The 24,058-nt window shown below is 56.7% G+C and carries 17 protein-coding genes; 2 read left to right on the top strand and 15 right to left on the bottom strand.

The genetic code is table 11. The features are described from left to right. Positions 1-27 precede the first annotated feature (27 nt). The 3 genes from IV493_RS03180 to cysJ are packed head-to-tail and all read right to left on the bottom strand — an operon-like array spanning position 28 to position 4,291. Positions 28-762: a phosphoadenylyl-sulfate reductase gene (locus IV493_RS03180; RefSeq protein ID WP_195857721.1), complete on the bottom strand. Its 735-nt coding sequence runs from the start codon at positions 760-762 to the stop codon at positions 28-30. Beyond that, positions 759-2,480 (bottom strand): assimilatory sulfite reductase (NADPH) hemoprotein subunit, encoded by a 1,722-nt coding sequence (gene cysI / locus IV493_RS03175; protein ID WP_013358876.1) that lies wholly within the window; start codon positions 2,478-2,480, stop codon positions 759-761. The genes IV493_RS03180 and cysI overlap by 4 nt, the downstream gene beginning before the upstream one ends. Continuing rightward, the gene (gene cysJ, locus IV493_RS03170; RefSeq protein WP_195857720.1) at positions 2,480-4,291 is read right to left on the bottom strand and encodes an NADPH-dependent assimilatory sulfite reductase flavoprotein subunit; all 1,812 of its coding nucleotides are present in this window, start codon (positions 4,289-4,291) and stop codon (positions 2,480-2,482) included. The genes cysI and cysJ overlap by 1 nt, the downstream gene beginning before the upstream one ends. Positions 4,292-4,589: 298 nt before the next feature. On the opposite strand from cysJ, the gene queD reads away from it, so the two are divergent. Further along, the gene (queD, locus tag IV493_RS03165; protein ID WP_013358878.1) at positions 4,590-4,949 is read left to right on the top strand and encodes a 6-carboxytetrahydropterin synthase QueD; all 360 of its coding nucleotides are present in this window, start codon (positions 4,590-4,592) and stop codon (positions 4,947-4,949) included. 93 nt (positions 4,950-5,042) lie between these two features. Here the strand turns inward: queD and queE are convergent, their stop codons facing one another. The 6 genes from queE to rlmD form a co-directional block, all read right to left on the bottom strand. Then, positions 5,043-5,714 carry a 7-carboxy-7-deazaguanine synthase QueE gene (gene queE / locus IV493_RS03160; RefSeq protein ID WP_107320067.1) on the bottom strand — a complete coding sequence of 224 codons (672 nt, stop codon included), beginning with the start codon at positions 5,712-5,714 and terminating at the stop codon, positions 5,043-5,045. Positions 5,715-5,864: 150 nt separating this feature from the next. Next, positions 5,865-7,160 (bottom strand): phosphopyruvate hydratase, encoded by a 1,296-nt coding sequence (gene eno, locus IV493_RS03155; protein ID WP_013358880.1) that lies wholly within the window; start codon positions 7,158-7,160, stop codon positions 5,865-5,867. A gap of 76 nt (positions 7,161-7,236) precedes the next feature. Then, a complete protein-coding gene (gene pyrG, locus IV493_RS03150; RefSeq protein WP_013358881.1) occupies positions 7,237-8,874 on the bottom strand; it encodes a glutamine hydrolyzing CTP synthase in 1,638 nt (545 codons plus the stop codon). A 230-nt stretch (positions 8,875-9,104) separates the two neighbouring features. Next, positions 9,105-9,893 carry a nucleoside triphosphate pyrophosphohydrolase gene (gene mazG / locus IV493_RS03145; RefSeq protein WP_095706748.1) on the bottom strand — a complete coding sequence of 263 codons (789 nt, stop codon included), beginning with the start codon at positions 9,891-9,893 and terminating at the stop codon, positions 9,105-9,107. A gap of 149 nt (positions 9,894-10,042) precedes the next feature. Further along, positions 10,043-12,274, bottom strand: coding sequence for a GTP diphosphokinase (relA, locus tag IV493_RS03140; RefSeq protein WP_013358883.1), 2,232 nt, complete (start codon positions 12,272-12,274; stop codon positions 10,043-10,045). Positions 12,275-12,303: 29 nt separating this feature from the next. Further along, complete coding sequence (gene rlmD, locus IV493_RS03135; protein ID WP_195857719.1) at positions 12,304-13,620, bottom strand: 23S rRNA (uracil(1939)-C(5))-methyltransferase RlmD; 1,317 nt, start codon at positions 13,618-13,620, stop codon at positions 12,304-12,306. Positions 13,621-13,713: 93 nt separating this feature from the next. On the opposite strand from rlmD, the gene barA reads away from it, so the two are divergent. Further along, positions 13,714-16,449 (top strand): two-component sensor histidine kinase BarA, encoded by a 2,736-nt coding sequence (gene barA, locus IV493_RS03130; protein ID WP_013358885.1) that lies wholly within the window; start codon positions 13,714-13,716, stop codon positions 16,447-16,449. 175 nt (positions 16,450-16,624) lie between these two features. On the opposite strand, the gene IV493_RS03125 is transcribed toward barA, so the two are convergent. The 6 genes from IV493_RS03125 to IV493_RS03100 form a co-directional block, all read right to left on the bottom strand. Beyond that, positions 16,625-17,764, bottom strand: a complete 1,140-nt coding sequence (locus IV493_RS03125) for a glycerate kinase (protein WP_013358886.1) — start codon at positions 17,762-17,764, stop codon at positions 16,625-16,627. A gap of 73 nt (positions 17,765-17,837) precedes the next feature. Continuing rightward, positions 17,838-18,722: a 2-hydroxy-3-oxopropionate reductase gene (gene garR, locus IV493_RS03120; protein ID WP_013358887.1), complete on the bottom strand. Its 885-nt coding sequence runs from the start codon at positions 18,720-18,722 to the stop codon at positions 17,838-17,840. Positions 18,723-18,741: 19 nt separating this feature from the next. Further along, positions 18,742-19,512: a 2-dehydro-3-deoxyglucarate aldolase gene (garL, locus tag IV493_RS03115; protein ID WP_013358888.1), complete on the bottom strand. Its 771-nt coding sequence runs from the start codon at positions 19,510-19,512 to the stop codon at positions 18,742-18,744. A 45-nt stretch (positions 19,513-19,557) separates the two neighbouring features. After that, on the bottom strand, positions 19,558-20,889 hold the full coding sequence (gene gudD / locus IV493_RS03110; RefSeq protein ID WP_195857718.1) for a glucarate dehydratase: 1,332 nt from the start codon (positions 20,887-20,889) through the stop codon (positions 19,558-19,560). Positions 20,890-20,899: 10 nt separating this feature from the next. Further along, entirely contained in the window at positions 20,900-22,246 is a 1,347-nt protein-coding gene (locus tag IV493_RS03105; protein ID WP_195857717.1) for an enolase C-terminal domain-like protein, read from the bottom strand. After that, positions 22,243-23,604 carry an MFS transporter gene (locus IV493_RS03100; protein WP_033733627.1) on the bottom strand — a complete coding sequence of 454 codons (1,362 nt, stop codon included), beginning with the start codon at positions 23,602-23,604 and terminating at the stop codon, positions 22,243-22,245. Before IV493_RS03100 ends, IV493_RS03105 begins: the two co-directional genes overlap by 4 nt. Positions 23,605-24,058 lie beyond the last annotated feature (454 nt).

The following is a 24,058-nucleotide window of genomic DNA, read 5'->3' as shown; positions in this document are numbered from 1 at the left end:
CCCCTCGCGGGGGAGAGAAGAACGTCATCAGCCTTCGTGCAGACCACACTCGCGCTTAAGACCGAAGAAGCGTGTCTCTTCTTCTGCCATACCCGGCTCCCATTTGCGGGTGGTATGGATATCACCTACTGAAAGATAGCCTTCATCCCACAGTGGATGGTACTTCAGCTTGTGCTGTTCCAGGTACTGATGAATCTGGCGGTTATCCCAGTCAATAATCGGCAGCAGCTTAAAGACGCCACGCTGCACGCCCAGCACCGGCAGATTTGCCCGGCTGCCGGACTGGTCACGGCGCAGGCCGGCAAACCAGGTCTGGGCACCCAGGGTTTCGATAGCCCGGTTCATCGGCTCGACTTTATTGATCTCGTTATATTTCTCAATCCCCTCGACGCCCTGTTCCCACAGCTTGCCGTAGCGCGCTTCCTGCCAGGCCGGTGAGGTTTCGGCGCGGAACACTTTGAGGTTGAGATTGAGCTGGTCCGCCAGCTCATCAATAAAACGATAGGTCTCCGGGAACAGATAGCCGGTGTCGGTGAGGATCACCGGAATATCGGGCTGCTGACGCGTCACCAGATGCAGCGACACCGCCGCCTGAATACCGAAACTGGAGGAGAGCACGTAGGCGCCCGGTAAATTCTCCAGCGCCCAGCTGACCCGCTCTTCTGCTGATGACTTCTCCAGCTGTGCATTGGTCGCGGCCAGCGCCATCGCACGCTGGACTTTGGACATCTCATTCAGTGCTGCGAGGTCGGGCTGACTCATTTTGCTTCCTCCCAGAAGTCGCGTGCCGGGTCCAGCACCGGCGCAACAATGCCTGCGCGGATGGTGAAGTCACCAAAGCCTTCAGCGGCCTGGCGCTCGGTGGCCCAGCGTCCCACCAGCTCATCAATGGTGGCGAGAATTTCGCTTTCGTTAATGTTTTCACGGTACATACGGGGAATACGCGTTCCGCTGCGGTTTCCGCCCAGATGCAGGTTGTAGCGGCCTGGCGCTTTACCCACCAGACCCAGCTCCGCCAGCATGGCACGGCCGCAACCGTTCGGACAACCGGTAACGCGTAACACTATGTGCTCATCACCAACGCCATGCGCGTGCATGATGCCCTCGACTTTGGTCACAAACGCGGGCAGGAAGCGTTCGGCTTCTGCCATCGCCAGCGGACAGGTCGGGAACGCAACGCAGGCCATGGAGTTTTCGCGCTGTGGCGTCACATGATCCATCAGACCATGTTCGCGGGCGATCGCTTCAATCTGCGCTTTTTCGCTTTCCGGCACACCCGCCACAATCAGGTTCTGGTTGGCTGTCAGGCGGAAGTCACCCTGATGGATTTTCGCAATTTCCGCGATGCCGCTTTTCAGCGGTCGGCCCGGATAGTCGAGCAGGCGGCCATTTTCAATAAACAGTGTGAGGTGCCATTTGTTGTCGATGCCTTTGATCCAGCCAATGCGATCACCACGGGTGGTGAACTCATAGGGACGGATCGGCTCAAACGTCAGGCCAGCGCGCTTTTCAACTTCCGCTTTAAAGGTCTCGACACCAACACGTTCAAGGGTGTATTTGGTTTTGGCGTTTTTACGATCGGTACGGTTACCCCAGTCACGCTGCGTCGTCACGACCGCCTCGGCAACATCAAGGATCTTCTCAACCGGGAAGTAACCAAATTCGCTGGCGGTACGCGCGTAAGTCGCTTTGTTACCGTGCTCGATCGAAAGGCCACCACCCACCAGCAGGTTGAAGCCCACCAGCTTGCCATTCTCGGCGACGGCGACAAAGTTCAGATCGTTGGCGTGCAGATCCACATCGTTGTGCGGCGGGATCACTACCGTCGTTTTGAATTTACGCGGCAGATAGGTTTCACCGAGAATCGGCTCTTCGTCTGTTGTCGCGACTTTTTCTTTATCCCACCAGATTTCTGCATAGGCACGGGTGCGCGGCAGCAGATGCTCGGAGAGCTTCTTCGCCCACTCATACGCTTCCTGATGCAGTTCCGACTCAACCGGGTTCGACGTACAGAGCACGTTACGGTTGACGTCGTTGGCGGTCGCCAGCGCATCCAGCCCCACTTCATGCAGCATCTGATGCGTCGGCTTGACGTTCTTCTTCAGAATACCGTGAAACTGGAAGGTCTGACGGTTGGTCAGACGGATGCTGCCATAAATGGTTTTATCGGTGGCAAATTTGTCGATGGCCAGCCACTGCGTCGGCGTGATGATCCCGCCCGGCAGTCGGCAGCGCAGCATCATGGCGTGGCGCGGTTCCAGCTTCTGCTCGGCACGTTCGGCACGAATGTCGCGATCGTCCTGCTGGTACATGCCGTGAAAACGGATCAGCAGGAAGTTATCGCCGGTAAAGCCGCCGGTCAGACCCTCTTCCAGATCTTCTTTGATGGTGCCGCGCAGATAGTTGCTCTGCTTCTTCAGACGCTCAGCGTCTGCTAATTTGCCTTCTACAACCAGCGGTCCAGGGTGTTTATCGCTCATTAGTAAACGTCTCGCTGATAACGGCGCTCAATGCGCAGCTCACTTAAAAATTCGTCGGCCGTTTCACGATCCATTCCGCCGTGTTCGACCACCACATCCAGCAGGGCCTGCTCGACGTCTTTTGCCATACGATTCGCGTCGCCACAGACATACAGATGCGCGCCCTCTTCAATCCAGCGCCAGACTTCAGCCCCTTTCGCGCGGATCTTATCCTGTACGTAAATCTTCTCTGCCTGATCGCGTGACCAGGCGAGGTCGATATTCGTCAGCAGCCCATCCTTCACATATTTCTGCCACTCCACCTGATAGAGGAAATCGTCGGTGAAGTGCGGATTACCAAAGAATAGCCAGTTTTTGCCGCTGGCACCGTCGTTGTCGCGCTGCTGCATAAAGGCGCGGAACGGCGCGATGCCGGTGCCCGGGCCAATCATGATCACCGGCGCGTCCGGATTAGCCGGCAGGCGGAAATTATCGTTGTGCTCAATGAAGACACGGACTTCGCCCTCTTCTTCAATGCGATCGGCCAGCCAGGTCGATGCACCGCCGCCGCGCTGGCGACCTTCAATATCGAAGCGCACTGCACCCACGGTGATGTGCACTTCGGTGTCGGTTTCGGCCTGCGAAGAGGCGATAGAATAGAGTCGCGGCGTCAGCGGTCGCAGCAGGCCGGTCAGCTGTTCTGCCGTGAGTTCAGCCGGAGCCAGACGCACCATATCCACAATCGGATAGTTCTGCGCATAGTGCTGCAACCGGGCTTTATCATCCACCAGCGACAGCAGCTCCGCATTACGGGACAGCTGGGCGTACTGCGCGACGATCTGCGCCGTGTTCACCGTCAGCTCGAAATGCTTTTGCAGCGCCTCCGCCAGCGGCAGGGTTTTGCCCTGAATCTCTACCGGCTCATCGCCTTTCAGCCAGACCAGCTCCAGCAGTTCACTGACCAGCGCCGCGTCATTTTCATACCAGACGCCCAGCGCATCGCCAGGCTGGTAGCGCAGACCGGAGTCGCCCAGATCGATTTCGATATGGCGCACATCTTTGTCTGAGTCACGTCCGGTAATTTTCTGATTCACCGCCAGACTGGCGCTGAGTGGAGACTCTTTGCTGTAGGGGCTGGTGGTCACTTCGTTGACGCTGCCTGCCGCTGTCGCCGCAGCCTGCGCCGGGGATTCGGTCGGCACGCGCTGTTTCAGAATGTCGGTCAGCGCACTGCGCCAGGCCGAAGCCTGCTCTGCGTACTCGACATCCGCATCAACGCGATCCAGCAGGCGTTCGCCGCCCAGCTCAGCCAGACGATTGTCAAAATCTTTGCCCGCCTGACTGAAGAATTCATAAGAGGTGTCGCCCAGGCCAAACACCGCAAAGGCCGCACCCTCCATTTTCGGTGCCTTCTTCGACATCAGGAATTTATGCAGCGCCACCGCCTCTTCCGGCGGCTCGCCTTCGCCCTGAGTAGAGGTTACGACCACCAGCATTTTTTCCTGACCAATCTGCTTAAACTTGTAATCACCGGCATTTACCAGGTTTACGTTCAGCTTCGCGGCCAGCAGGTCATCACGCAGCTGCTCAGCCAGGCGACGGGCATTGCCGGTCTGGGAAGCAGAAAGCAGGGTAATAACCGGCGTTTCAGCGGCGGGCACGGACGGTGCGCTGCTGGCGACGGCGCTACCCGGCGTCTGCTCTACCCGGCCCCAGAAATAGCCTGACAGCCACGCCAGTTGAGTCGGGGAATAATCTGTCGTCGCCGCCTGTAAGCGGGCGAGTTGTTCCGGAGAGAGCGGAAGCAGTGAACCAGGTGCCTGAGTCGTCATCGCGTTAAAAATTCCAGTATCAGAAGTCCGGACCGTAAAGTGGCGGAAGAGTGCGTAGGTTACCGGGCTGTATATTAACGATTAAATACGCCTTCGACATATCAAATAACCAAAATGACTAAGTGGTTTTTCTGGTAGAGCTAATCGTTAAAACTGGTAAGTAAACGGGTGATTTATCAGTTAATTAGCTGGACACGATCCGGCAATCGGATGTGAAAGTATCGCTTTGTGCGGCGCGGGTGCGAAAAAAGCGGTAATCAGGTAGAATTCAGCGGTTTTTTAATGTCTGAGAACCACTATGTCTACCACCTTGTTTAAAGAGTTCCAGTTCGAAGCCGCGCACCATCTTCCGAATGTGCCGGCCGGACACAAATGTGGCCGTCTGCACGGTCATTCGTTCCTGGTTCGTCTGGAGATTACCGGCGAAGTGGATGCGCATACCGGCTGGGTTATGGATTTTGCTGAACTGAAGGCGGCGTTTAAGCCTCTGTACAATCGGCTGGACCACTACTATCTGAATGATATTCCTGGCCTGGAAAATCCCACCAGCGAAGTGCTGGCAAAATGGATCTGGGATCAGATGAAGCCGCAACTGCCGCTGTTAAGCGCGGTCATGATCAAAGAAACCTGCACTGCAGGCTGCGTTTACCGCGGCTAAGCCTGTCGGATCGAGCCTTTCGATCCGACGCTGTTTCGCTTCCATCCCGCATCAAGCCCCTTCCCTGTGGTTAACCGCTCAGCACACTTTTTATCAGGCGATATTGAGATATTTGTGGGTCTGCATCGACAGACGCCAGTTACGTGCAATGCAGGTCTCAATGCAGAGTCGGGTAGCATCGTCTTTACGACTGATAGGCTGCAGAGCGATGATTCGGGCTTTGGTGTCGTCAATCCCCGCCAGCAGCCCATCCAGTGCGTCCACATCACGCTGACGTGCCACCGGATGTTTAATTTCATCGGCCCGGCTCAGCGCCTGGGGCAGCACATCGTAGCCGCCGCGCATGTTGACCTTCGGCGAGACAGTCACCCAGGTCTGCTCAGAACAGTGGATCTCGTGAGTGCCGCTGGTCTCAATCTGGCACTGGAAACCGTGCTGTTCCAGAATCGTGGTTAACGGACGCAGGTCGTAAATCGCCGGTTCACCACCGGTGATCACCACATGACGCGCCGTCCAGCCCTGCTGTTCGATGCTACGAAGCAGTGTGACGGCATCGGCATCGCCCCAGGCGTCGCTCTCCACCGTTTTGATCAAAATATCACCCAGAGACGTTTCCCGATCTGCCCGCTTTTCCCAGGTGTGTTTGGTATCGCACCAGCTACAGCCCACCGGGCAGCCCTGCAGGCGGATGAAAATGGCAGGCACGCCGGTGTAATAACCTTCGCCCTGCAGTGTCTGGAACATTTCGTTAATCGGGTAGAACATTTTTTACTCGCCTGGATAAATCGGGGCGCTGATTATGCCAGCGTGTGTCGCACAACAACAGCTGCGCGACACGAAAAAAGCAAAAGCCCCACACAAGGCGGGGCTTTCAGCGTATGCGATGCCGCTTAACGCGCCATCAGCACAGGGTCATTACTGACCTTTAACTTCTTTCAGACCGTTGAATGGCGCTTTAGAACCCAGCGCTTCTTCGATACGGATCAGCTGGTTGTACTTAGCAACACGGTCAGAACGGCTCATTGAACCGGTTTTGATCTGGCCCGCAGCAGTACCTACCGCCAGGTCAGCGATGGTTGCATCTTCAGTTTCGCCTGAACGGTGAGAGATCACGGCAGTGTAGCCCGCGTCTTTCGCCATTTTGATCGCAGCCAGGGTTTCGGTCAGAGAACCGATCTGGTTGAATTTGATCAGAATGGAGTTGGCGATACCTTTATCGATACCTTCTTTCAGGATTTTGGTGTTAGTTACGAACAGGTCGTCACCCACCAGCTGGATTTTGTCGCCCAGCACTTTGGTCTGGTAAGCGAAGCCGTCCCAGTCAGATTCATCCAGGCCATCTTCGATAGAGACGATCGGATACTGTTTAGTCAGATCTTCCAGGAAGTGGGTGAACTCTTCAGAGGTGAACGCTTTACCGCCTTCACCGGCCAGAACGTATTTGCCATCTTTATAGAACTCAGATGCCGCACAGTCCATCGCCAGGGTGATGTCTTTGCCCAGCTCGTAGCCTGCTGCTTTTACCGCTTCAGCGATAACTGCCAGCGCTTCGGCGTTGGAACCCAGGTTAGGCGCGTAGCCGCCTTCGTCACCCACTGCCGTGCTCATGCCTTTGCTTTTCAGCACTTTTGCCAGGTTGTGGAATACTTCAGACCCCATACGGATAGCTTCTTTAACGTTAGAAGCGCCAACCGGCTGGATCATGAATTCCTGGATGTCGACGTTGTTGTCGGCATGTTCGCCGCCGTTGATGATGTTCATCATAGGCAGTGGCATAGAGTATTTGCCTGGGGTGCCGTTCAGCTCAGCGATGTGCTCATACAGCGCCTGACCTTTAGAAGCTGCCGCTGCTTTAGCCGCTGCCAGTGAAACAGCCAGAATGGCGTTAGCACCGAAGTTAGATTTGTTCTCAGTACCGTCCAGGTCGATCATGATCTTATCGATGTTCGCCTGATCTTTCGCGTCTTTGCCTTTTACCGCTTCAGCAATCGGACCGTTTACTGCAGCAACGGCTTTGGTTACGCCTTTGCCCAGGAAACGTGATTTGTCACCGTCACGCAGTTCCAGCGCTTCGCGTGAACCGGTAGAGGCACCTGATGGTGCAGCTGCCAGGCCTACAAAACCGCCTTCCAGATGCACTTCAGCTTCAACAGTCGGGTTACCACGTGAGTCGATAATTTCGCGACCGATGACTTTTACGATTTTGGACATTACGATTTTCCTCAGTACAAGTTAGTCAATCCTAAGACAGACAACGCGCGAAAAGTTCGCGCGTTGTCTGTGAAACTTACTTCGCTAAACGCTTCTGATGCTCATGCGCGGCTTTAACAAAGCCGGCAAACAACGGATGGCCGTCGCGTGGGGTCGAGGTAAACTCAGGGTGGAACTGGCAGGCCACAAACCACGGATGGTTCGGGATCTCGATAATCTCAACCAGTTGATCATCACCCGAGCGACCTGCTACGCGCAGACCGGCTGCTTCAATCTGCTTTAACAGCATATTGTTTACTTCATAGCGGTGGCGATGGCGCTCAACGATGGTGTCAGAGCCGTAGAGCTGGCGAACCTGGCTGCCCGGCGTTAACTGACACTGCTGGCTGCCCAGACGCATGGTGCCGCCCAGATCGCTCTGCTCGCTGCGGACTTCGACGTTGCCTTCTTCGTCACGCCATTCGGTGATTAATGCCACCACCGGGTATTTACAGTCTGGCACAAATTCAGTGGAGTTGGCGCCCGGCATGCCCGCGACATTGCGCGCGAACTCCATCAGCGCGACCTGCATGCCCAGACAGATGCCGAGGTACGGCACGTTGTTTTCACGTGCGTACTGGGCGGTCATCAGCTTGCCTTCCACACCACGGTAGCCAAAGCCGCCTGGGATCAGAATCGCATCCAGATCTTTCAGTAATTCGACACCGCGGGATTCAACATCCTGCGAATCGATCAGTTTGATGTTCACGGTGACGCGATTTTTCAGGCCACCATGTTTCAGCGCTTCGATGACGGACTTATAGGCATCCGGCAGCTCAACATACTTGCCCACCATACCGATGGTGACTTCACCACCCGGATTGGCTTCTTCGTAGATTACCTGCTCCCATTCGGCCAGGTTGGCTTCCGGTGCATTCAGGTTGAAGCGCTTGCAGATGTAGTCATCCAGGCCCTGCGATTTCAGCATGCCAGGAATCTTGTAGATGGAATCCACGTCCTTCAGCGAGATAACCGCTTTTTCAGGGACGTTACAGAACAGCGCTATTTTGGCACGTTCGTTGGCCGGAACGGCACGATCAGAACGGCAAATCAGCACGTCTGGCTGGATACCAATCGACAGCAGCTCTTTTACGGAGTGCTGAGTCGGTTTGGTTTTCACTTCACCCGCCGCCGCCATGTACGGCACCAGCGTCAGGTGCATATACATGGTGTGTTCGCGGCCCACATCCACGGCCATCTGGCGAATCGCTTCCAGGAACGGCAGTGATTCGATATCCCCTACTGTGCCGCCGATTTCGACCAGCACTACATCATGACCTTCACCGCCTTCAATAATGCGTTCTTTGATGGCGTTGGTGATGTGCGGGATAACCTGAATGGTTGCGCCCAGATAGTCGCCACGGCGCTCTTTGCGCAGGACTTCTGAGTAGATACGGCCGGTGGTGAAGTTGTTACGGCGCGACATTTTGGTGCGGATGAAGCGCTCGTAGTGACCCAGATCGAGATCGGTTTCAGCGCCGTCATCAGTGACGAAAACTTCGCCGTGCTGGGTCGGGCTCATGGTGCCTGGATCCACGTTGATATACGGGTCCAGCTTCATGATGGTCACGTTCAGACCACGAGCTTCGAGAATGGCTGCGAGGGAGGCGGCGGCAATGCCTTTACCCAGAGAGGAAACGACCCCGCCGGTCACAAAAATATAATTCGTTGTCATGCTGAACCTGAGAGTTTAGGTTTAAAGACGGTGGAATAACCAGGACGGGAAAACAGTATACTGGAAACCGCTATCAGCCACAATTGATGAATCACAGCCATCCTCCAACGCATTGCTGCGTCCTAACATAGCGGATAGCTGCCAATGAAATGTTGATGTGCGTCACAAAGTTGTACCCACGCTGAAACGAGTAAGCATATCTGGCGACTTTATGCACAGCGCTGGAATAATCAGCGCTTCTCGCCCTGTTTCACCTGCTGCCAGGCCGCTTCCATCTGCTCCAGCGTGGCACCCGGCATGCTTAACCCCTGTGCTGCGATGATTGCTTCAACTTCACGGAACCGGCGCTCGAACTTGTCATTCGCCTTTTGCAGCGCCGTTTCCGCTTTACTGCCAAGATGACGCGACAGGTTAACTGTGGCAAACAGCAGGTCGCCAATCTCCTCTTCCAGCTTTTCGCCGTCCACCACGCTCTGCTGCGCCTCGTGCATCACTTCATCAATCTCTTCATGCACTTTTGCCACTACCGGCCCCAGCGTGGTCCAGTCGAATCCCACATTGTGACAGCGCTTCTGAATCTTATGGGCACGCATCAGTGCGGGCAGCGCTTTAGGAATGTCATCCAACGCCGAATGCTGGGCTTTATCAGCCCGCTCGGCGGTTTTAATCGCTTCCCAGTTTTTCAGCACGTCATTGCTGGTTTCTGCCGTGGCATCGCCAAAAATGTGCGGATGACGGCGCTCCAGCTTGTCACTGATGGCGTGACAGATATCCTCAAAATTAAAGCGACTCTGTTCGCTGGCCATCTGCGCGTAGAACACCACCTGAAACAGCAGATCGCCCAGTTCGCCGCGCAGATCGTCAAAATCTTCGCGCTGGATGGCGTCCAGCACTTCATAGGTCTCTTCCAGCGTATAGGGCGCGATAGAGGTGAAGGTCTGTTCACGGTCCCACGGGCAGCCATGTTGGGGATCGCGCAGGGTTTTCATGATGCCAAGCAGGCGCTCAATAGCGTTCATTCAGACGGGTCCTTGAGTAGTCAGGTGACAGGCAGCGGGCAAGGAGGCGAGGCGTATAACAGTGCCGGACGGGGTGAACCGCGTCCGGCACGCTCAGGTACCGCAGAAAACGTCCGCGCAACCTCCGGTTGCCGCAGTGCAGCTGAATATCAGTGCAGGCGGCGGGCGTCAATAATATCAGAGACCTGGTTCAGGCGCGCCAGGACACGTCCCAGTACCTGATGGTTGTAGATCTCAATATCCATGTCGATGGTCGCCAGCTGCTTTTTAGTGTCGCTGCGGCTTGAGACGCCCAGTACATTCACTTTCTCGTTGGCAAGAATGGTGGTGATGTCACGCAGCAAGCCGCTGCGATCGTTGGCGGTGACGCGCACCACCAGCGAGTAACCGCTGGAGTAGCTCTCGCCCCATACGGCATCGACGATACGTTCCGGCGCATGTGAAATCAGTTCAGAGAGCTGGTCGCAGTCGGCGCGGTGAATGGAGATGCCGCGCCCCTGAGTGATGAAGCCGACAATATCATCGCCCGGAATCGGCTGACAGCAACGGGCAATGTGGTGCATCAGATTGCCCACACCCTCGACGACCACGCGCCCACTCTCTTTGCGTGCAGGCTGCGAGTACGATTTCTGGGTCAGCTGCCGCAGCGCTTCGCGATCTTCCTCTTCAGCACTCGGCTTGTTCAGCTTCGCCTGCAGGAAGTTAACCATCTGGTTAAGACGAATATCGCCGCCGCCAATCGCCGCCAGCAGCTCTTCCAGTGAGGTCACGTTGTAGCGCGGCAGCAGCAGTTTCTCTGCTTCGCGCAGGCTGATATCAAGCTGATTCAGTTCGTTATCCAGAATCTGCCGTCCGGCGATAATGTTCTTGTCGCGATCCTGCTTGCGGAACCAGTTGTGGATCTTTGAGCGTCCACGGCTGGTCGTGATATAGCCCAGATTCGGGTTGAGCCAGTCGCGGCTTGGGTTCGGCTGTTTCTGGGTGATCACTTCAACCTGATCGCCCATCTGCAGCTGATAGGTGAACGGCACGATGCGGCCACCGATTTTTGCACCGATGCAGCGGTGACCGATATCACTGTGAATATGATAGGCAAAGTCGAGCGGCGTCGAACCGGCCGGCAGATCCACCACGTCACCTTTCGGGGTAAAGACGTAAACCCGGTCGTCGAACACCTGGCTACGGACCTCTTCCAGCAGCTCGCCGGAGTCAGCCATCTCTTCCTGCCAGCTAATCAGCTTACGCAGCCAGGCGATACGCTCTTCGTGACCTGCTGCGCCGCGCGCGCTGCTTGAGGTTGGCCCCTCTTTATATTTCCAGTGCGCCGCCACGCCCAGCTCGGCATCTTCATGCATCTGGCGGGTACGGATCTGGATCTCCACCGTTTTGCCCTGCGGCCCTAACACCACCGTATGAATCGACTGATAGCCGTTGGGTTTTGGGTTAGCGACGTAGTCATCGAATTCGCTGGGCAGATGACGATAGAGGGTATGCACCGTGCCCAGCGCGCCGTAACAATCCTGCAGGCGATCCGCCACGATGCGCACCGCACGCACGTCAAACAGCTCATCGAAGGCCAGCGATTTTTTCTGCATCTTGCGCCAGATGCTGTAGATGTGTTTCGGACGTCCGTAGACTTCGGCGCGCACGCCCTCTTTAACCATCTCTTTGCGCAGATTGTTAACGAAGTTATCGATGTACTGCTCACGATCGATGCGACGCTCATGCAGTAATTTAGCAATGCGCTTATATTCGTCGGGATGCAGATAGCGGAAGCAGTAATCTTCCAGCTCCCATTTGAGCTGACCGATACCAAGACGGTTGGCCAGGGGCGCATAGATGTTGGTGCTCTCTTTGGCGGCCAGCACCCGCTCATCTTCCGGCGCATCTTTCATTTCGCGCAGGTTCATGATGCGTTCGGCCAGCTTGAGCACCACGCAGCGGAAATCTTCCACCATCGCCAGCAGCATGCGGCGGACGTTATCGACCTGTTCAGAGGCCATGGAGTCGTTGTGGATCGCTTTCAGCTGGCGGATGGCGTCCATATCGCGCACGCCGTGAACCAGCGAGACGATGCCTTTACCGACGGCGGTTTCCAGCTCCTCTTCACTCACCACTTCATCGTTAGCCAGCGGGAAAATCAGCGCCGCACACAGGCTTTCAATATCCATGCTGAGCATGGAGAGGATCTCCACCATCTCGATACCGCGCCACAGGAGCAGCGACTGATCGGGATGGCCCTGCGTCTGCGCTTCGCAGTAGCGCCAGGTCTCAGCAACGCGTTGACAGGATTGCGGGTTGGCAATACCGAGACTGGCGATCCACTGGTCGAGGGCGAAATCCCCCTCAGTATTTAAATGCGCACTTCTGACCGCAACCATAACCTCTCCTGCACAACGACATTCATCGCTTATGTTTTTCTGAACAGCACCATGGATTCGAGATGACGGGTATGTGGGAACATATCCAGCATCGCGACCCTTTCCAATTGGTAGCCTGCCGACAGCAATGTCTGGCTGTCGCGGGCGAGTGTTGTGGGATTACACGAAACATAGACCACGCGTTCTGGTGCAAGTTTAACCACATGCGCCATGACGCCCGCAGCCCCGGCGCGTGCCGGATCGAGTAATACCTTGTTAAATCCCTGTGCCGCCCACGGCTGGCGCGACACCTCTTCTTCCAGATTATGCTGAAAGAAACTGACATTTTTAAGATTATTCAAATCAGCATTATACGCTGCCTGCCGCACTAATGCTGCAATCCCCTCCACACCAACCACATTTTGTACGAAGATTCCTACAGGAAGTGTGAAGTTTCCCATGCCGCAAAACAGATCCAGCACCCGGTCTTCCGGCTGCAGGTCGAGCCAGGCGATCGCCTTCGCGACCATCTGCTGATTAACCGCATCGTTAACCTGGATAAAATCCTGTGGGCTGAAGGTGAGCTTAAGCTGGTGCGAGTGATAAAACGGCACCGACTCATTTAACGCATTCAGTTCTTCTTCCCCCGCATCCAGGAACAGCATCAGCTGATGCTTATGCGAAAACTGTTCCAGTTTTTCACGATCATCGGCATGCAGCGCATCAAGATGGCGCAGAATCATCAGCGGGCCGTTATCCGCCAGCACCAGTTCCACATGTCCGAGACGCCTGACGGCGCGCAACGCACTGAGGCACTGGTGCAGCGGAACCAGTAACGCTTCAAGTTCGGGCGCTAAAATGGGGCAGTGCTGAATATCGACCAGATCGTTGCTGGCTTCCTGGCGGAAGCCCATCTGTAAGCGTTGCGCTTTATTTTGCCATTGCAGACCCAGACGGGCGCGACGGCGGTAGCCCCAGGGCTGACCGGCAATCACCTCATCTACCGCCACGTTCTGTGCTGCGGCCCTGCTCAGCATCCGGCTCAGCGCCTGGGCTTTGCTCTGCTGTTGCAGCGCCACATCCGCATGCTGCTGCTGACAGCCACCGCAGCGTTCATAGTGCGGGCAGCGCGGCGTAACGCGGTCCGGACTGCGGCTAATCAGTCGTGTCACTTTCGCCCGGGCAAATTGACGTTTATCCTCTGTCAGTACGACCTCCGCCTGTTCACCCGGCAGAGCACCCGTGACAAAAAGGGTTTTGCCCTTGTGACGCGCCACGCCCTGTCCGAACGGATCGAGCTCATCAATGGTGACGGTGATCCGTTGTTGCGTCGTCACGCGCTGTTTTGCAACGTAAAATTGCGCCATAGTGTTATTCATTCTCTTTATCGAAAACGGCCTGCATCGTTTTGTCGACCGCATGCACAGGGACGTTAATGCCGGAGTAGCCAGGCGACTATTATGACCAAATACAGCCTGCGGGCGCGAATGATGATTTTAATCCTGGCACCCACGCTGATGGTTGGCCTGCTGCTCAGCTCATTTTTTGTGGTGCATCGCTACAACGAACTGCAGCGCCAGGTGATCGATGCCGGGGCTAACATCATCGAACCACTGGCAATCTCCAGCGAATACAGCATGACCTGGCACAATCGGGATGCCATGCGTGAGCTGGTCAGCCTGCTGCACCGCCGCCATTCCGGCATCGTCCGGGCCATCTCGGTGTTTGATAATCATAATCAGCTCTATGTCACCTCTAACCACAAGCAAAACCTCAGCCTGCTGCAACAGGATGATATCCGCGCCCTGCCTGACGATGTCTCAATGGAGCGCCACGGCAGCCTATTAATTCTGCGCACGCCGATTACCTCCGAGCGTTACGATGTAGACGAATTACCGGATGAAGATGCCAAGCCCGCGGGCAATCCGCTGGGCTATGTGGCGATTGAACTGGATCTGCAGTCGGTGCGCCTGCAGCAGTACAAAGAGGTGTTTGTTGCCACGCTGATGCTGCTCTTCTGCCTCTGTCTTGCCATGCTGTTTGCTTATCGTCTGATGCGCGATGTTACCGGCCCGATCCGCAATATGGTCACCACCGTTGACCGCATCCGTCGCGGCCAGCTCGACAGCCGCGTTGAGGGCTACATGCTGGGTGAACTCAACATTCTGAAAAACGGCATTAACGCGATGGCGATGTCGCTGACCGCCTATCACGAAGAGATGCAGCACAATATCGACCAGGCAACCTACGATTTAAGAGAGACGCTGGAACAGCTGGAAATTCAGAACGTTGAACTGGATCTGGCGAAGAAACGCGCGCAGGAAGCCGCGCGTATTAAATCTGAGTTTCTGGCCAATATGTCGCATGAGCTGCGAACGCCGCTCAATGGCGTACTGGGTTTTACCCGGCAGATGCTGAAAACCCAGCTGCGCACCACGCAGCGCGACTATATGCAAACCATTGAACGCTCAGCCAATAATCTGCTCAGTATTATCAACGACGTGCTCGATTTTTCGAAGCTGGAAGCGGGCAAGCTGATGCTGGAGGCGATCCCCTTCCCGCTGCGCGCCACGCTGGATGAAACCCTGGTGCTGCTGGCGCCGTCGGCGCATGAAAAGGGGCTGGAGCTGACGGTGGTGTGTGACAGCAGCGTGCCGGACAACGTGATTGGCGATGCGCTGCGACTGCAACAGATTCTGATCAACCTGATTGGTAACGCCATCAAGTTTACTGAGAAAGGATACATCGGCCTGCGCGTCGGACAGCGGGTGATTACCCAGTCGCGCGTCGAGCTGGAGATTCAGGTTGAGGATAGCGGTATCGGTATCTCTGAGCAGCAACAGACACAGCTGTTCCAGGCGTTTCGTCAGGCTGACGCCAGCATTTCGCGGCGTCATGGCGGCACCGGGCTGGGTCTGGTCATCACCCAGAAGCTGGTGCGGGAGATGGGGGGGGAAATTACCTTCAGCAGCCAGCCGGATCAGGGTTCGACCTTTATGATTCGCGTGCAGCTGGATCTCAATCCCAATGCGCCCGGCATGCCCCGCGTGCTGGAAACGCTGTCCCAGGCGCGTATTGCTTATGTGGAAGCGGATGCTAACGTTGCCAGCGCCGCGCTGGAGATGCTGAGCGCCACCCCATTGCAGATTGACTACAGTGAAACGCTGGAGGGATTGAAAGCGTCTCACTATCCGCTACTGCTGATGGCGATGCCGGTCGGTATCAGCCAGCCTGAACTGCTTAATGAGCGCCTGATCAATGGGCTGCTGGATCGGGCAGACAACGTGCTGATGGCCCTTCCCAGCCCGATGATGTTGCTGGCTGATGAACTAAAGGTACGCGGCATTGACGGCTGCATCGCTAAACCGATCTCTCTGACGCGGCTTCTGCCGATGTTACTGGATATCCATACCCGCCAGGTCAGCGAACTGCCGCTGTCACCGCGACTGCCGCTGACGGTGATGGCGGTGGATGATAATCCCGCCAACCTCAAGCTGATTGGCGCGCTGCTGGAGGAGCAGGTGCAGAATATCCTGCTGTGCAGCAGCGCCGAACACGCCATCCGCGAAGCGCGTCAGCAGTCGCTGGATGTGATTCTGATGGATATTCAGATGCCTGAGATTGATGGCATTCGCGCCAGCGAAATTATCCGGGGTCTGCCGCATCACGCAAATACACCGATTGTGGCGGTGACCGCACATGCGATTGATGGCGAGCGTGAACAGCTGATCAAGGCGGGTATGAATGACTATCTTGCCAAGCCGATTGATGAGAGCAAGCTGAGACAGCTGCTGGCGCGCTATACGCCGCCGCCGGTGGTCTCCCTGCCGGAACTGCAGCCAATATTACCGACGCTGGACTGGCAGCTGGCGCTGCGTCAGGCGGCGAACAAACCCGAGCTGGCGCGCGATCTGCTACGAATGCTGCTGGAGTTTTTACCGGAAGTGCATGCGAAGATGGCGCAGTTTATGACGACCAATGAGGTCAACGCCCTGCGTGAAATTATTCACAAGCTGCACGGCAGTGCCAGCTATAGCGGCGTGCCGCGCATGAAGCAACTTTGTCATCAGCTGGAACGGGGGCTGCTGGAGGCCAGCGATATCGCCGCGCTGGAGCCGGAACTGCTGGAGCTGCAGGATGAGATGGAGAACGTCGCCAGAGAAGCCCGGCGACTGTTAGGGTTCGGGGAAGTCTGACCGGCCTGCTGCCACGCCAGCTATATGCGCAAACGCTAACCGGCAGGTGCTTTAGCTTCCGCTGACGCACACCTGCCGCCGAAGTCACGGACTGACGCCGTAAAACTATGCCTGACCACCTGCATCACCCTCTACAGATCACGGCCCGCATTGCATGGCCGGATAGTCCTGACGGTCAGTGGAATCCGGCCAGTTTCAGCGTCGCGGCTACGTTACGCGCCGTCATCTCGACATTCTTTCCGGCATTCGCGAGTGCCTCATCCAGCGTACAGATGCTGTAGAGCACGCTGAATACCGCATCAATCCCGTGGTGATGTACGACGCCGACATCCGCCGTCAGGCTTCCGGCGATGCCAATCACCGGCTTGTTAAAGCGCTTTGCCACGCTGGCGACTCCAATCGGCACCTTGCCATTTATACTCTGGCTGTCGATACGCCCTTCACCGGTAATCACCAGGTCCGCATCTTTGACCTCTTCAGCCAGCCCCAGCGCCTCAGTAACAATCTCAATGCCGCGCCGCAGCTCCGCCTGACAGAAGGCGTGCAGCGCCGCGCCCATGCCGCCCGCTGCGCCGCCGCCGGGAATATGCAGCACATCGATATCAAGATCGCGGTGAATAATCGCGGCGTAATGGGCCAGCGCCTGATCGAGCTGCTGCACCAGCGCCGGGGTCGCCCCTTTCTGCGGACCGAAAATGGCCGATGCACCCTCTTTGCCGGTCAGCGGATTGGTCACGTCACAGGCCACTTCGATGCGGCACTGATGGATACGGGCATCCAGGGCGTCAATATCAATGCTGGCGAGGTCAGAGAGCGCGCCGCCACCGTGACCAATCTCGCTGCCCTGGGCGTCGAGCAATCGGGCGCCCAGCGCCTGCATCATCCCGGCACCGCCATCGTTGGTGGCGCTGCCGCCGATACCAATAATGATGTGAGCAACGCCTTTATCCAGTGCATTCCTGATCAACTCGCCGGTGCCAAACGACGTCGTTATCAGCGGGTCACGCTGTGAAGCGGGCACCCGCTCCAGTCCGCTGGCCGCCGCCATTTCGATATAGGCGGTACGTTCATCTCCCGACAGACCGTAAAAGGCATCAACCTGCGTGCCTAACGGACCTGTCACCTTCAACCTGACGATCTTTCCCTTCGTCGCCGCCACCATCGCTTCTACCGTGCCTTCGCCACCGTCGGCGACCGGTATTTTCACGTAATGCGCATCGGGGAAAATGTCACGGAAACCCGCTTCAATCGCCGATGCCACATCCAGGGCGGATAAACTCTCTTTATATGAATCCGGTGCGATTACGATTTTCATAGGCAATCCGAGCGCAGTTGAGTAATTGAAACGGCTCTTAACCAGTCCGGTTTCAGGAAACCGGCACCGGGTTTTAGCGGGCGATTTCAACCTTCGCTAACTTCTCATAATAGCAGGCCAGCGCACTGTGGTCGGCAGTACCCTGACCCTCGTTGCGCAGCGCCTGCATCATCTCCATCACCGCCGCCGTCAGCGGCAGATGCGCGCCGATGCTGTGCGAGGTATCCAGCGCGTTCGCCAGATCTTTGATATGCAGGTCGATACGAAAGCCCGGTTTGAAGTTGCGGTCCATCACCATCGGCGCTTTGGCATCCAGCACCGTGCTGCCCGCCAGGCCACCGCGAATCGCCTGATAAACCAGATCCGGATTCACACCCGCTTTCGTCGCCAGCGACAGCGCCTCAGACATGGCCGCAATGTTCAGCGCCACAATCACCTGGTTTGCCAGCTTGGTGACGTTACCTGCACCGATGTCGCCGGTATGCACGACCGATCCCGCCATTGATTTCATGATGTCGTAGCAGGCATCGAACACCGCTTTATCGCCACCGACCATCACAGAGAGCGTGCCTTCAATCGCTTTAGGTTCACCGCCGCTGACCGGCGCATCCAGCATTTTGATGCCTTTTTCTGCCAGCGCATCATGGACTTCACGGCTCGCCAGCGGCGCAATCGAACTCATGTCGATCACCACCAGGCCCGGCTTCGCCCCTTCGACGATGCCATTTTTACCCAGGCAGACCTCGATCACCTGCGGCGAGTTAGGCACCATGGTAATCACCACGTCGCACTGTTCCGCCACTTCTTTAGGCGATTTCGCCACGGTCGCGCCCAGTTCCGTCAGCTCCGCTTCGTTTTCGGCGTTGTGATCGCGTACCACCAGCGAATAACCGGCTTTCACCAGATTTTTACTCATGGGTTTGCCCATAATGCCCAGGCCAATAAATCCAATTTTCATTGCGTTTCTCCTTGATCGATTAGCGCTTAAATTTGTCGCATAACGCCTGCGAGGCGTTGCGGAACATTCCGACATCGCTGCCGACGGCCACAAAGGTGGCTCCCCACTCCAGATAGCGACGCGCGTCCGCTTCCACCGGCGCCAGAATGCCGCTCGGCTTACCGGCCGCTTTGGCACGTTCAAAAATGTGTTTAATCACTTTCAGCACTTCAGGATGCGCAGGCTGGCCGAGATAGCCCAGCGCAGCGGAAAGATCGCCCGGCCCGACGAAAATACCGTCGACGCCATCCACCGCCGCGATGGCGTCAATGTTGTCGACCGCCTGCTGGGTTTCGATCTGCACCAGCACCGTGATGTTGTCATTAATGGTGCTGTTGTAATCCGGCAACGTGCCGTACATGTTGCTGCGGTGCGACACCGAGACACCGCGAATCCCGGCGGGCGGATAGCGGGTTGAGGCGACGGCACGCAGAGCTTCCTCTTCGGTTTCGACAAACGGCACCAGGAAGTTGTTAAAGCCGATATCCAGCAGACGCTTAATGATCACCGGCTCGTTGCAGGGCGGACGCACCACGGGGGCGCTGTGGCTGCCTTTCAGCGCCATCAGCTGCGGCACAAAGGTCGTGATGTCGTTGGGCGCGTGTTCGCCATCCAGTACCAGCCAGTCGAAACCGGCCAGCCCCAGGATTTCAGTTGAGATCGGGCTAGCCAGCGCACACCAGCTGCCAATCAGGGTGTCGCCCGCTAACAGGCGACGACGAAATCCATTGGGCCAGGCTGCATTACTCATGGTTGAACTCCTGTGACGATGGCTCCGCGGCGGGAGCCAGAAAGGTTAACGTACCAGGCACGGGCGTTTATTGTCGAAAGTCCATCCCGGCACTAAAAATTGCATCGCTTCAGCATCGTCACGCGCACCCAGCCCCTGCTTCTGATAGAGCGCATTGGCCTGCATCACCTGATCCATATCCAGCTCTACGCCAAGACCCGGCTTCTGCGGCACCTGCACCATACCGCCCTTGATCTGGAACGGCTCTTTGGTCAGGCGCTGATTGCCCTCCTGCCAGATCCAGTGGGTATCAATGGCGGTAATCGCGCCCGGTGCGGCGGCGGCCACGTGGGTAAACATGGCCAGCGAAACGTCGAAGTGGTTATTGGAGTGCGAACCCCAAGTCAGGCCGAAGTCGTGACACATTTGCGCCACGCGCACCGAACCCTGCATGGTCCAGAAGTGCGGATCGGCCAGCGGAATGTCCACCGACTGCAGCGATAGGGTATGCCCCATCTGCCGCCAGTCGGTGGCGATCATATTGGTGGCGGTGGGCATGCCGGTCGCACGGCGGAACTCCGCCATCACTTCACGCCCTGAGTAGCCCTGCTCTGCGCCACAGGGATCTTCTGCGTAGGCCAGCACATCTTTGAGCTGTTTGCCGAGCATGATCGCCTCGTTGAGTGACCAGGCCCCGTTGGGGTCGAGGGTAATGCGAGCTTCAGGAAAACGTTTTGCCAGCGCCGTAACCGCTTCGGCCTCTTCACCGCCGCGCAGCACGCCACCTTTAAGTTTGAAGTCGTTAAAACCATATTTCTCATAGGCCGCTTCCGCCAGACGCACTACCGCATCCGGCGTTAACGCCTCTTCGTGGCGCAGGCGATACCAGTCGCACGGATCATTCTGCTGGTTCTGATAAGAGAGCGAGGTTTTAGTGCGGTCGCCGATGTAGAACAGGTAACCGAGCATCTCAACACGGTCACGCTGCTGCCCGTCACCCAGCAGCGAGGCGACGTTGACGCCCAGGTGATGACCCAGCAGATCAAGCAGCGCCGCTTCGATGCCGGTTACCACATGAATCGTGGTGCGCAGATCAAAGGTCTGGTTGCCGCGGCCACTCGCATCGCGGTCAGCAAAAGTACTGCGCACCAGACTGAGGGTATTTTTGTACTCACCCAGCGTTTTGCCGATCACCAGCGAGGCGGCATCTTCCAGCGTCTGACGGATTTTCTCGCCGCCCGGAATTTCACCGACGCCGGTATGTCCGGCGTTATCTTTGATAATCACAATGTTGCGGGTAAAGAATGGCGAGTGAGCGCCACTGAGGTTCAGCAGCATGCTGTCATAGCCTGCGACCGGAATAACCTGCATGGCGGTCACTTTCGGTGTTGAACTCATCTCCTGCTCCTTATGCTGTTTTCCGGCCGAATGCCGGGCGCTTGCGATCAAAAGTCCAGCCGGGGATCAGATACTGCATCGCCGTCGTGTCGTTACGTGCACCGGCGGGCAGTGACTGATAAAGCTGATTGGCTTTGTTTACCTGGTCCCAGTCGAGCTCAATGCCCAGACCCGGTGCATCCGGTACGGCGATTTTTCCATTGCGGATTTGCAGCGGATTTTTCGTCAGGCGCTGATCGCCCTCCTGCCAGATCCAGTGGGTATCAATCGCGGTGGGATTACCCGGCGCCGCCGCACCCACATGGGTGAACATCGCCAGGGAAATATCGAAGTGATTATTGGAGTGGCAACCCCAGGTGAGGCCCCACTCATCGCACAGCTGGGCGACCCGCACGGCACCGCTCAGCGTCCAGAAGTGCGGATCCGCCAGCGGAATATCGACCGCATTCAGCATCACCGCGTGGTTCATCTCGCGCCAGTTGGTGGCGATCATGTTGGTGGCGACCGGCAGGCCGGTGGCGCGCCGGAACTCGGCCATGACTTCACGCCCCGAATATCCCTGCTCTGCGCCGCAGGGATCTTCGGCGTAGCTCAGCACATCCTGCATCCCTTTACACAGCGCTATCGCCTCATCCAGCAGCCAGGCCCCATTGGGGTCAACTGTAATGCGCGCATCGGGAAAGCGCTGCTTGAGCGCTGCCGCCGTGGCGATCTCCTGCTCACCCGGCAGCACGCCACCTTTGAGTTTGAAATCTTTAAAGCCGTACCTATCCTGTGCCGCCTCAGCCAGCCGCACCACGGCATCGCTGCTTAGCGCTTCCTGATGGCGCAGGTGATACCAGTCGTGACTGGCCTGCTCACCCGTGAGATAGGGCAGATCGGTTTTGCGCCGATCGCCGAGATAGAACAGATAGCCCAGCACCGTCACTTCATCACGCTGTTTGCCCGGCCCCAGCAGCTCAGCCACCGGGACGCCCAGACACTGTCCCAGCAGATCGAGCAGCGCCGCTTCGAGCGCGGCCACCGCATTGACGCGCAGCTCAAAAGTCCAGGCACCGTTGCCAAAAGTGGTGAAGTCAGCCGACTGATTCCCTTTGTGTACCTGCTGCACCAGACTGTTCATGCGGGCAATCTGCTGGCCTAAAACCCGCGGAATCGCCTCCACCAGCGTCTGATAGATGGTGTCACCGCCGGGCGCTTCACCCACGCCGGTGTGGCCGGCGCTGTCGGTGAGGACCACAATGTTGCGGGTAAAACAGGCGTTGTGGGCACCGCCAATATTAAGCAGCATGCTGTCGTAACCGGCGACCGGGATAACCCGCATCTCCGTGATTACCGGGGAACTTTGCGTATTCATGATGCATCCTTACCGTGCCAGGATTTCAGTTCGACACGTTTGATATCACCGGCAATCACCAGGAAGCTGAATGCCGCAACAAAGGCATGAATGCCGACATAGACCAGTGCACCTTCAAAGGAACCACTGGTGGCGATGATGTAGCCGATAGCAATGGGGGTCACGATGCCGGAGAAGTTACCGAACATGTTAAACAGGCCGCCGCTGAGTCCGCTGATCTCTTTCGGTGCGGTATCCGCCATCACCGCCCAGCCCAGCGCACCAATGCCTTTACCAAAGAACGCCAGTGCCATAAAGAACACCACCACCCATTCGGTCTCGGTGTAGTTACACATCACCATCGAAATAGAGAGCAGCATGCCGAGCACGATCGGCGTTTTACGCGCGATATTCAGCGAGCCGGTTTTACGCATCAGCCAGTCGGAGATGACTCCGCCCAGCACGCCGCCCAGGAAGCCGCACACTGCCGGAATCGAAGCAATAAAGCCCGCTTTCAGAATCGACATGCCGCGCGCCTGCACCAGATAGACCGGGAACCAGGTGATGAAAAAATAGGTTAAGGCGTTAACACAGTACTGACCGAGGTAGATACCCAGCATCATGCGTGACGTCAGCAGCTGCTTAATCTGGAACCACTTCTCGCTCCAGCTCACCTTGCGGGTATCCTTTTTGACATCCATGTTGATCAGCGCGCCGCCCTGCTCCATGTACTCCAGTTCAGCTTTGTTCACGCCGGGGTGATCGGTGGGATCGTGGATCACTTTCAGCCAGATAAAGCTGAGGATGATGCCCAGGCCACCCATGAACCAGAACACATGCGCCCAGCCCACTTCAGAGACCAGCCAGCCCATGATGGGTGCAAAGATCACGGTGGCGAAGTATTGCGCGGAGTTGAAGATCGCCACTGCCGTGCCGCGCTCCTGCGCCGGGAACCAGGCGGCTACAATCCGGCTGTTGCCGGGGAAGGAAGGCGCTTCAGCCAGACCCACCAGGAAACGCAGAATAAACAGCGACATGATGATGCCGAAGCCGCTGAAGATATCCACGAAGCCCTGCAGCAGCGTAAACAGCGACCAGGTAAAGATGCTCCAGAAGTAGACGCGTTTAGAGCCGAAGCGATCGAGCAGCCAGCCGCCCGGAATCTGGCCAATAACATACGCCCATGAGAAGGCAGAGAAGATATAGCCCAGTCCGACCGAATCGAGGCCGATATCTTTGGACATCGCGGAACCGGCAATCGAGATGGTTGCGCGGTCACCGTAGTTGAATGAGGTGACGATAAATAACATCACCACAATCCAGTAGCGGGCATTGGTGCGCTTCTGCACCGTTTCCGCGGTCTGGCTGAAACTATTCATGATGCACTCCTGAAATATAGCGTGAGCTACATTCGCTCTGACTGCATACACATCGCGTTGGGTATCAGAGAGAAGTTGGGTTAAACACGGCGATCTTTTTGTTGTGGCAAACCTTTATTTATCCATCTGCGAGGTGGCAGCCAATGCGCTTCTGCGACCTCTGCGGATGAGTAATACGTCGTGACAGATAACCTGACTTTGGCTAACGGAACCCAGTATAAGAACAGCCTGAAGCGAGCACATTGGCACATCGCCCTGGAATAACCTCAGTGCAGAAGTGATTGTCTGGCGGATGCACAAAACCCTGCGGGATGGCTCACGAAAGCGGCAAATAACCGAGTGAAAACCGCCGCAGGTAACGCTTTCCCCCGCTGTTTGTGAGGCTCTTCACTTGCTTCTGGATAATCGCCCCAAATCGATAAGGCGAATTGTCTCAATGGTGGTCATTTGCACA

It is taken from the genome of Pantoea sp. SM3640, assembly GCF_015654165.1.
Lineage (GTDB): Bacteria > Pseudomonadota > Gammaproteobacteria > Enterobacterales > Enterobacteriaceae > Pantoea > Pantoea vagans.
The sequence above is the reverse complement of the archived record's forward strand: the minus strand, read 5'-3'. Positions and strand labels throughout refer to the sequence as shown.

What these genes read in the sequence shown, in the direction of transcription:
- eno (WP_013358880.1), bottom strand. Translation starts at nt 7,160, where the DNA reads ATGTCCAAAATCGTAAAAGTCATCGGTCGCGAAATTATCGACTCACGT.
- IV493_RS03100 (WP_033733627.1), bottom strand. Translation starts at nt 23,604, where the DNA reads ATGAATAGTTTCAGCCAGACCGCGGAAACGGTGCAGAAGCGCACCAAT.
- relA (WP_013358883.1), bottom strand. Translation starts at nt 12,274, where the DNA reads ATGGTTGCGGTCAGAAGTGCGCATTTAAATACTGAGGGGGATTTCGCC.
- IV493_RS03125 (WP_013358886.1), bottom strand. Translation starts at nt 17,764, where the DNA reads ATGAAAATCGTAATCGCACCGGATTCATATAAAGAGAGTTTATCCGCC.
- pyrG (WP_013358881.1), bottom strand. Translation starts at nt 8,874, where the DNA reads ATGACAACGAATTATATTTTTGTGACCGGCGGGGTCGTTTCCTCTCTG.
- gudD (WP_195857718.1), bottom strand. Translation starts at nt 20,889, where the DNA reads ATGAGTTCAACACCGAAAGTGACCGCCATGCAGGTTATTCCGGTCGCA.
- rlmD (WP_195857719.1), bottom strand. Translation starts at nt 13,620, where the DNA reads ATGGCGCAATTTTACGTTGCAAAACAGCGCGTGACGACGCAACAACGG.
- cysJ (WP_195857720.1), bottom strand. Translation starts at nt 4,291, where the DNA reads ATGACGACTCAGGCACCTGGTTCACTGCTTCCGCTCTCTCCGGAACAA.
- cysI (WP_013358876.1), bottom strand. Translation starts at nt 2,480, where the DNA reads ATGAGCGATAAACACCCTGGACCGCTGGTTGTAGAAGGCAAATTAGCA.
- IV493_RS03105 (WP_195857717.1), bottom strand. Translation starts at nt 22,246, where the DNA reads ATGAATACGCAAAGTTCCCCGGTAATCACGGAGATGCGGGTTATCCCG.
- garR (WP_013358887.1), bottom strand. Translation starts at nt 18,722, where the DNA reads ATGAAAATTGGATTTATTGGCCTGGGCATTATGGGCAAACCCATGAGT.
- barA (WP_013358885.1), top strand. Translation starts at nt 13,714, where the DNA reads ATGACCAAATACAGCCTGCGGGCGCGAATGATGATTTTAATCCTGGCA.
- mazG (WP_095706748.1), bottom strand. Translation starts at nt 9,893, where the DNA reads ATGAACGCTATTGAGCGCCTGCTTGGCATCATGAAAACCCTGCGCGAT.
- queE (WP_107320067.1), bottom strand. Translation starts at nt 5,714, where the DNA reads ATGTTCTACCCGATTAACGAAATGTTCCAGACACTGCAGGGCGAAGGT.
- garL (WP_013358888.1), bottom strand. Translation starts at nt 19,512, where the DNA reads ATGAGTAATGCAGCCTGGCCCAATGGATTTCGTCGTCGCCTGTTAGCG.
- IV493_RS03180 (WP_195857721.1), bottom strand. Translation starts at nt 762, where the DNA reads ATGAGTCAGCCCGACCTCGCAGCACTGAATGAGATGTCCAAAGTCCAG.
- queD (WP_013358878.1), top strand. Translation starts at nt 4,590, where the DNA reads ATGTCTACCACCTTGTTTAAAGAGTTCCAGTTCGAAGCCGCGCACCAT.